11 protein-coding genes are annotated in these 7,602 nt (G+C 60.4%); 8 read left to right on the forward strand and 3 right to left on the reverse strand.

The window, feature by feature from the left end:
* Positions 1-1,178 precede the first annotated feature (1,178 nt).
* The gene (locus MF6396_RS27405) at positions 1,179-2,804 is read left to right on the forward strand and encodes a methyl-accepting chemotaxis protein (RefSeq protein ID WP_020301382.1); all 1,626 of its coding nucleotides are present in this window, start codon (positions 1,179-1,181) and stop codon (positions 2,802-2,804) included.
* A 55-nt stretch (positions 2,805-2,859) separates the two neighbouring features.
* On the opposite strand, the gene MF6396_RS27410 is transcribed toward MF6396_RS27405, so the two are convergent.
* From MF6396_RS27410 to MF6396_RS27425, 3 genes are all read right to left on the reverse strand, one after another.
* Positions 2,860-3,144, reverse strand: coding sequence for a hypothetical protein (locus MF6396_RS27410; RefSeq protein WP_425311902.1), 285 nt, complete (start codon positions 3,142-3,144; stop codon positions 2,860-2,862).
* Between the two features lie 216 nt (positions 3,145-3,360).
* Entirely contained in the window at positions 3,361-3,642 is a 282-nt protein-coding gene (locus MF6396_RS27420; RefSeq protein WP_011282522.1) for a type II toxin-antitoxin system YafQ family toxin, read from the reverse strand.
* Positions 3,629-3,892 (reverse strand): type II toxin-antitoxin system RelB/DinJ family antitoxin, encoded by a 264-nt coding sequence (locus tag MF6396_RS27425; protein WP_020303033.1) that lies wholly within the window; start codon positions 3,890-3,892, stop codon positions 3,629-3,631. The genes MF6396_RS27420 and MF6396_RS27425 overlap by 14 nt, the downstream gene beginning before the upstream one ends.
* 159 nt (positions 3,893-4,051) lie before the next feature.
* Between MF6396_RS27425 and MF6396_RS27430 the strand changes: the two genes are divergently transcribed.
* From MF6396_RS27430 to MF6396_RS27460, 7 genes are all read left to right on the forward strand, one after another.
* The gene (locus MF6396_RS27430) at positions 4,052-4,429 is read left to right on the forward strand and encodes a type II toxin-antitoxin system RelE/ParE family toxin (RefSeq protein ID WP_003151133.1); all 378 of its coding nucleotides are present in this window, start codon (positions 4,052-4,054) and stop codon (positions 4,427-4,429) included.
* Positions 4,410-4,745: a helix-turn-helix domain-containing protein gene (locus MF6396_RS27435; RefSeq protein ID WP_001172026.1), complete on the forward strand. Its 336-nt coding sequence runs from the start codon at positions 4,410-4,412 to the stop codon at positions 4,743-4,745. Before MF6396_RS27430 ends, MF6396_RS27435 begins: the two co-directional genes overlap by 20 nt.
* 14 nt (positions 4,746-4,759) lie before the next feature.
* A complete protein-coding gene (locus tag MF6396_RS27440) occupies positions 4,760-5,095 on the forward strand; it encodes a hypothetical protein (RefSeq protein ID WP_000741275.1) in 336 nt (111 codons plus the stop codon).
* Positions 5,096-5,118: 23 nt separating this feature from the next.
* Positions 5,119-5,445, forward strand: coding sequence for a hypothetical protein (locus tag MF6396_RS27445; protein WP_078481997.1), 327 nt, complete (start codon positions 5,119-5,121; stop codon positions 5,443-5,445).
* On the forward strand, positions 5,442-5,822 hold the full coding sequence (locus tag MF6396_RS27450) for a hypothetical protein (protein WP_001054412.1): 381 nt from the start codon (positions 5,442-5,444) through the stop codon (positions 5,820-5,822). Before MF6396_RS27445 ends, MF6396_RS27450 begins: the two co-directional genes overlap by 4 nt.
* Before the next feature lie 156 nt (positions 5,823-5,978).
* Entirely contained in the window at positions 5,979-6,350 is a 372-nt protein-coding gene (locus tag MF6396_RS27455) for a DUF3391 domain-containing protein (RefSeq protein WP_238596496.1), read from the forward strand.
* A 91-nt stretch (positions 6,351-6,441) separates the two neighbouring features.
* On the forward strand, positions 6,442-7,311 hold the full coding sequence (locus MF6396_RS27460; RefSeq protein ID WP_223198360.1) for an HD-GYP domain-containing protein: 870 nt from the start codon (positions 6,442-6,444) through the stop codon (positions 7,309-7,311).
* The last annotated feature ends 291 nt before the right edge of the window (positions 7,312-7,602 follow it).

The following is a 7,602-nucleotide window of genomic DNA, read 5'->3' on the forward strand; positions in this document are numbered from 1 at the left end:
TAGTCGGCCATGCTGAGCGTGCGGTGGTTGATCGCTTCCTCGCCACTCTCCACGGCGGCGACGGCCGCCGCCACCAGCAGATGTGCAAGCTCGCCGATGGTGCCTTCGCTCCGGGTGAGCAGGTAGCTGTACCGGCTTGCAATCGAAAACGGCCGTGCTCGCAATCAGCGCAATTTCCGGCTCAGATTAACTGCGACTGACGGAGCCGTCTGGCTCAGATTATTTGCGAGCGAGCTTGCATTCAGCCGCGCCGGCTTGCATTCCATCGTTCCCTACTCACATTAACTGCAACTAGCCCCGTCTTTAGAGGTGGTAAAGATGCCGATGATGGCCATGGTGTTCTCCTTTCGGATTCATGGTCGCGCCCATCGCGTCCTTGTTGTGAGCCGATCGGCGGGTGAGGGCCGAACGCACTGCCAATGCAGCCGAAACGTAGAGAAGGACCTTGAGCTCCGAACAATTTGTTGCGCGAGAAAGCCGCTCGCCGGCGGGGAAAATGTTCGGTGGGAACGGTTGTGGGCCCAGGTCCGATCCCGCCAGGATTCACGACGACTCAAGGACGCATGGCTGACCGGCCGGACAGGAGTATTGGCCGACTCTAAACACCAGTCGTAGGCGCTGGAATCTCGCGACATGCGTAGCCCTTGCTTGGCGAAAAATATTCCCGATCGCCGAGCGCTCGATCTGACATTCGTCGTTCGGTATAGTAAAGAGTGCAGACCAGGCAGATAGGGGCGCCGGTAGCTTAAGGCCAAACCAGAGACGAGCCGCGCGAATGCTCGCCGAGGACCCGGTTTTCAAGCGCATGAGCTTATTTGACCGCGACGGAAACTTGGTCTCCTCAAGCCACGCGGATGAACCGCAAAAACTCCCTGCGGGTTGGCTGTCGCAACTGCGCGAACACACGGGTAGAAGTGCCCCGGCCAGGCGCGGAGGCTTCGATGAGCGCGGATCGGACATCTTGTCCTAACGGTCGACCCCGCCAGCGGGGGCTTCGTCAGCACCGCGCTGCAATTGCCGGCAGGGCTCTGGGACAACCATCTGCGTCTGGTCTGAAAGCGTTCAAGTATCGCAGCGGTACGCCGACATAAGGGGGCGAACGAACGGTCATTTGGCTGACCGCTCGCTCAATCTTGCGTATGACTCAAGCGCCCCCCTTTCGATACGAGACCGCCCAGATGCTCTTGAAAAAATCCCTGCGCGCTCAGCTGCTCACACTGATCGGCGGCAGCCTGTTGGTGATATTGCTGATCGCCTTCGCCAGTTTTTCCTTCTTGTCGGATGACATTTCCAAGTATCAACAACTACTCAAGGGTCCGATCGAAACGTCGCGCCTGATCGACGAAGCCAACGTGGAATTCAAAGTGCAGGTGCAGGAGTGGAAGAACGTCTTGCTGCGTGGCAAATCACCTGAAGCCTTGAGCAAGTACTGGCAAAGCTTCGAGAACCAGGAACGAAAGGTCCAGGACATCCTGGGCAGACTCGTTGAGCGAAGCGAGCACAACCCTGCCCTGTCAAAGCAGCTCCGCGACCTGCACGAGGAGCACCGGCGCCTCGGCGCCGCCTACCGCGCGGGCCGTGCGGCCTACATCGCCGGCGGAAACGATCCATTCGCCGGCGACGAGGCGGTTCAAGGCATCGACCGTGCCACCAGCGAACAGCTCAGTGGTTTGGTCATCCAGCAGCGCGATTCGGCGCTGCATCGTTCGGAAACCATCAGCGAAGCCGCAGATCGTAAAATAGTCGTCGGCTCGTTGGTAATGCTAGCCGCTGGCGTTTTCATCGCCTTGCTCAGCCTATGGTTGGTAAACCGCAATCTGATCGCCCCCATCCGTCACCTGATCGACCACATCGCCAAGCTCAGCCAGGGCGACTTTGCACAGCGCGTCGATGCGTCCCGTGCTGACGAATTGGGACGTCTGGCAGTTGCCGCGAATATCCTGCGTGACTTCCTTGCCGATACGTTCACCCTCCTGCAACGCAACACCTCGGACCTGGACAGCGCCAGTGGTGAATTGAGCGCCATCGCCGCACTGATGGGCCAAGGCACTCGCGAGCAGTTCTCGCGCACCGATCAGGTCGCTACCGCCATGCATGAAATGTCCGCTACGGCGCAGGAAGTCGCCCGTCACGCCGCCGAAGCCGCGCGTGCAGCGGATGCGGCCGATCATTCGGCGCAGCAGGGTGAGACCATGATGCGTTCGACTATCCAGACCATTACCCACATGCGCGGCGAGATCAGCAACACCGCCGAGGTAATACGCCGTCTGGAGACCGATAGCGGTCGCATTGGCAAGGTGCTGGAAGTTATTCGCGGCATCGCCGACCAGACCAATCTGCTGGCGCTAAACGCAGCCATCGAAGCCGCCCGCGCGGGCGATGCCGGACGCGGGTTTGCCGTCGTTGCCGACGAGGTGCGCACGCTGGCCAGGCGCACCGCCGACTCCACCGCTGAAATTCATCAGATTATCGACACGGTGCAGACCGGCGCGGTGGATGCGGTGCGTGCGATTGAAAATGGACAAACCCGCAGCAACGAAGGTGTCGAACAGGTTACGGAAGCGGGCAGCATGCTTCAGCGCATCACCCAAGAAGTCGAAGCGATCCGCGACATGAACCGTCAGATCGCTACCGCTGCCGAAGAGCAGACGTCCGTGGCGGAAGATATCTCGCGCAATCTGACCGAAATTACCGCCATCGCCACCACCAACCAGGACAATGTCGAGCGTACCGAGGCAGCCAGCCAGAACCTGCATACGCTGTCGGCCCAGCTCAGCGAAGTGACGCACCGCCTCGCGGGCTGACACAGGCTCTGCTCCGGCCCTAGATGATCGGTGTCACCACGTTGCTAGGTCCGACTCATCCGAGTTCGAGGGAGTTGGGGCAGGGCCGATCAACATGGCTTGTCTCGTGCTTGGTCGATTCGTTCCTGCATCGCCTGCATGACTTCTCGTGGGTGTACGACTTGGCGTTGGGGTCGTCGGCCTCACGGAGAGCTTCTTCGACCTCGCGGGTCATCCGCTCATATTCTTCTGGCCACAGCGCTTGCTCCATGCGCAGCGACGCCTGCCCCAGTAGGTGCAGACCGAACAGACGCATGTCATTGGTGGCGATGACGTGCTCTCGAATCCGCACCTGGATCACCTCATCGCCAGTTGATGCAGCTTCAACAGGTCGGTGCGCAGTTGCGGAGGCCCGCCGTCTGCGTTGTCACTCAATCGCCGCGCAGCTCGTCCACGGCATCGACTGCCCGCAGCAGTGCGGTGGTATCGAAACTCTCGGGAGTCAGTTCGTTCCAATCGTCGTCGGTGATGCTGATTGTCATGTAGCTTCTTTCCTTGTCCTGGGCAGACCCCGGCGTTACAGGCCAAGCTCGCTATGCGATCCGAGACGCACGAGTTGCAGCACGGCGTCATCCGGCTTGCGGTAAATCAACACCAGGTCGGGCTTGATGTGACAGTCCCGGTGGTCTTTCCAGTCGCCGGTGAGGGCGTGGTCACGGTGCTTCTCGGCCAGAGGCTGGTTATTCGCCAGGGCTGTGACGACGGCAATGAAATCGCTCGCCAGCGTCTGACGATGCGGGCCTTTGGCTTCGCGTTTATAATCGCGTTTGAACCGGCTGGTCTGTTCAATCGTCCGCATTCAGATCCGCCATCAGATCCTCGACGGAAGCGAACGACTTCAAGCCGCCACGGCGCGCTTCCTTCATCGCCTCGATGGTGGTGGCGTTCGGAATCAGCGGCTCGAACGGCAAGGCTTTCTCGCGGGCGACTCGGGTCAACATGATGCGGAAGGCGTCAGACACGGTGAGTCCCATCGCTGCCAGCACGACGGTCGCCTCTTCCTTGATGTGCTCGTCGATACGGGCACGGACTACAGCATTTGCGGACATGGTTTGATCCTCCAAATTGATGAGCTACATTGTAGCTCAATCCTTCCAGGAGTGCACCCAGCACACCTCGCCAGAGGCGTCTATCAAACGAATGTTTTACGACACCTCCTTGAGGTTGCCGCGTTTACATCATTACCTGAACAGGTATAAAATTCCGTCATGACAAACAAAGAAAAACCGCTCGAATGGATCGCGAGCAGCCACAAGGATTTGATGGCGTTGCCGTCCGACGTGCGTCGCCGTTTCGGTTACGCGCTCTCGTTGGCGCAGATAGGCGATCAGGATGACGCAGCAAAGGTGCTCAAGGGGTTCGGTGGTGCCGGCGTGCTGGAGGTCGTCGAAGACGATGCCGGCGGCACCTATCGAGCGGTATACACGGTCAAGTTTGCGGAAGCGGTGTTCGTCCTGCACTGCTTCCAGAAGAAGAGCAAGAGCGGAATCGCCACGCCAAAGGCCGACATGGACATCATCCGCGCTCGGCTGAAGGTGGCCGAGGTATTGGCACAGGAGCTACGAAATGCAAAAACGAATCATTGAAGGCGTCGAGGTTCAGCGCAGCTCGGGCAACGTCTTTGCCGACCTTGGACTGCCTGACGCTGAAAAGCTCAAGATCAAGACCGGCCTGGTGGTCGAGATCAGGAGGGCCATGCGCGCCCTTGGGCTGACTCAACAAGCGGCGGCCAAACGCATGGGCATCCCGCAACCGAAGGTGTCGGGCATGATGCGCGGCGACTTCACCAATCTATCCGAACGCAAGCTGATGGATTGTCTGAATCGCCTCGGCTACGACATCGAAATCAAGGTACGGCCAGCAGCCGAGCCGATCGGGCATCTAACGCTCGCAACCGCTTAATCGGAGCTCTCCTGATGGCAGCCCGCATCACCGACGACGAATGGGACGAACTGACTCCCGAGAATTTCGATACCACGGCACTGCTGCGTGCAGTCGATGCCGTGGACGTGCTGCGCGGCGATTTGAATGACAGCGCAGACGGCGCACCTCCGCAACTGCGCACCGACCTGTTGAAGCTGCATCAACTGGCAATGGCCGCGTTCAACGAGGGATCACGCAGCCGAGTGGCTGAGCTATTTGATCTCGCCGTGGATCTTCAGGATCAGGTTGATCATCTGATGACCTCGCTGGAACAAGTGCAAGAAACCCTGTCCCGGTTGACGGCGCTCTACCCAGAAAGCCTGTCCTGAATGTTCTTGGAGACAACCACATCATGAGCCGCAGCCGCCGCAAAACGCCCATCGTTGGGCACACGACCTGCCGTAGCGAGCGCGAGGACAAGAAACTCTGGCATCAGCGCTGGCGAACCCACGAGCGCACCGCGCTGGCCAGCGCGTCGCCGGAAGCTCTATGCGCCCATCTGCCTCTACTGGAAACCCAGGTCAGCAACGTCTGGTCGATGGGTAAGGATGGCCGCTCCTACTGGCCCATCAAGCGCCAGGCCGCCACGGCGGATCGCATTGCCAACCACAAGGGACGCAATCCGCAAGAGCGCGCCTCCCTGAAAAAGCGTCTGCTGCGCAAGTGGATGAGCAAATGAACCTGTCCACCATCGAGGCGCTGGCTATCGCTTGGGCGCGAATCGCTGAAGAAGCAGAACTCCCAGCCGGCTACGAGGGCACGGCGACGCCAGAGGCGCATCGGGCCTGCGAGGTGATCCAGGAGCGGATTCGAGAGCACGTCGTCGCCACCAATGACATGCGGCTGTTCGGCCTGCTGCACCTGCTTGGGCAGGCGTCGCTGCGCATGGAGCAAGCGCTGTGGCCGGAAGAATATGCGCGGATGACCCGCGAGGTCGAGGAAGCTCTCCGAGAGGCCGACGACCCCAACGCCAAGTCGTACACCCACGAAGAAGTCATGCAGGCGATGCAGGAACGCATCGACCGAGCGCGAGACAAAGCCATGTTGATCGGCTGACGGAAATTTCGGCGGTTCCGGCTGATCCAAGAATCTTGGCGTGACCTTACCTCCGCTCTACCGCTGGGTGCCAGCCTCGGCGCACGCCTAACCACCCAACTCAGAAAGGAAAATAAGTTGGTAAAACGCATTCCCGTATCCGAGCTTCGTCTCGGCATGTACATCCACAAGCTCGCCGGCTCTTGGGTTCGACACCCATTCTGGCGCGGCAGCTTCCTGCTGACCGAGCCTCAGGATCTCTCTGCCATTCGAGAATGTGGCGTCGGGGAGGTCTGGGTCGACTTGGCCAAAAGCCAAGTCGACCCAGAGAGCCCAGAGAGCCCAGAGAGCCCAGAGAGCCCAGAGAGCCCAGAGAGCCCAGAGAGCCCAGAGAGCCCAGAGAGCCCAGAGAGCCCAGAGAGCCCAGAGAGCCCAGAGAGCCCAGAGAGCCCAGAGAGCCCAGAGAGCCCAGAGAGCCCAGAGCCCAGAGCCCAGAGCCCAGAGCCCAGAGCCCAGAGAATTGTCGGAGGAGCAATCTCTGCCGTCTAGTCCACTAAGCAAGAAAAGTGACGGCGCAACCTCAATGGAGAGCGAAATGTGTTATGCACGGAAACTCTGTCTTGCGGCCAAGTCCCAAGTCATGGACATGTTCCAGGAAGCCCGGCTTGGCAAGGCCGTCGACCCAAGCACGACGTTGCCGCTGGTCGGAGAAATCGCTGCCTCGGTGCTGCGCCAACCTCATGCCCTCATCAGCGTCGCACGCATCAAAACGCACGACGATTACACCTACCTGCACTCGGTTGCCGTCTGCGCCCTGATGCTATCGCTGGCCCGGCATCTCGATCTAGACGAGGAGCAAACGCGCCTGGCTGGCATCGGCGGACTGATGCACGACCTAGGCAAGGCCGCGATGCCGCTGGAAGTGCTTAACAAACCAGGCAAGCTCACCGATGCCGAGTTCGCCATCATGAAGCGCCACCCTGTGGAGGGCGCAAAGATGCTGCGCGCAGGCGGGGCCGAGCCCGGGGTGGTGGACATTGCCCTGCACCATCACGAGAAGATCGACGGAACCGGCTACCCGGATCGCTTGGCCGGTGACGCCATTTCACTCCTGGCCCGCATGGGCGCAATCTGCGACGTCTATGATGCCGTGACGTCGGAGCGAGCCTACAAAAAGCCGTGGGACCCGTCCGCGGCGATGCGGCAGATGGCCAAGTGGGAGGGCCATTTCGACAAACGCATCTTCCACGCCTTCGTCAAGGCCGTGGGCATCTACCCCGTCGGCTCCTTGGTTCGCCTGTCCTCTCAGCGTCTGGCCGTTGTCGTTGAGCCGGGAATGGAATCACTGCTGACTCCCAAGGTTCGCGTGTTCTTCTCGCTACGCTCGAGAGAGCCGATCCCGATGCAGACCATCGACCTGGCGGCCACGAGTTGCAAGGACAGTATCACTGGCCCCGAAGACCCGACGCTCTGGAACTTCAAGAACCTCGACGACTTGTGGATGGAATAGCCCCCACAAAACGACGGCCCCGTGAGGGAGCCGTTGAACATCGTCGAGCGATGCCCGTCCAGGGAGGGATGGCCGAGCTCGATTCTCCAGAAGGTAGCTGGTGACACGAGTGTTGAGCCCACCCAACTAGGGTGACGGAAATTTCTGGGGTTCCGGCTTACATCCCCATGACCAAATCTATTGCCACCGCCTCGATCAACCGCGAAACCGCAGTCGCCCTCATCGACGCGGCGCTCGCTGCGGCCCGTGCCATCGGCATCCCGGCTGCCGTCGCCGTCGTCGACGCCACCG

Origin of the sequence: Pseudomonas sp. MF6396 (genome assembly GCF_002018915.1) — a bacterium.
In the GTDB taxonomy this organism is placed as follows: Bacteria; Pseudomonadota; Gammaproteobacteria; order Pseudomonadales; family Pseudomonadaceae; genus Aquipseudomonas; species Aquipseudomonas palmensis.

Coding starts and splice junctions, on each gene's coding strand:
- MF6396_RS27405 (WP_020301382.1), top strand. CDS start 1,179: ATGCTCTTGAAAAAATCCCTGCGCGCTCAGCTGCTCACACTGATCGGC.
- MF6396_RS27420 (WP_011282522.1), bottom strand. CDS start 3,642: ATGCGGACGATTGAACAGACCAGCCGGTTCAAACGCGATTATAAACGC.
- MF6396_RS27425 (WP_020303033.1), bottom strand. CDS start 3,892: ATGTCCGCAAATGCTGTAGTCCGTGCCCGTATCGACGAGCACATCAAG.
- MF6396_RS27430 (WP_003151133.1), top strand. CDS start 4,052: ATGACAAACAAAGAAAAACCGCTCGAATGGATCGCGAGCAGCCACAAG.
- MF6396_RS27435 (WP_001172026.1), top strand. CDS start 4,410: ATGCAAAAACGAATCATTGAAGGCGTCGAGGTTCAGCGCAGCTCGGGC.
- MF6396_RS27440 (WP_000741275.1), top strand. CDS start 4,760: ATGGCAGCCCGCATCACCGACGACGAATGGGACGAACTGACTCCCGAG.
- MF6396_RS27445 (WP_078481997.1), top strand. CDS start 5,119: ATGAGCCGCAGCCGCCGCAAAACGCCCATCGTTGGGCACACGACCTGC.
- MF6396_RS27450 (WP_001054412.1), top strand. CDS start 5,442: ATGAACCTGTCCACCATCGAGGCGCTGGCTATCGCTTGGGCGCGAATC.
- MF6396_RS27455 (WP_238596496.1), top strand. CDS start 5,979: ATGTACATCCACAAGCTCGCCGGCTCTTGGGTTCGACACCCATTCTGG.
- MF6396_RS27460 (WP_223198360.1), top strand. CDS start 6,442: ATGGACATGTTCCAGGAAGCCCGGCTTGGCAAGGCCGTCGACCCAAGC.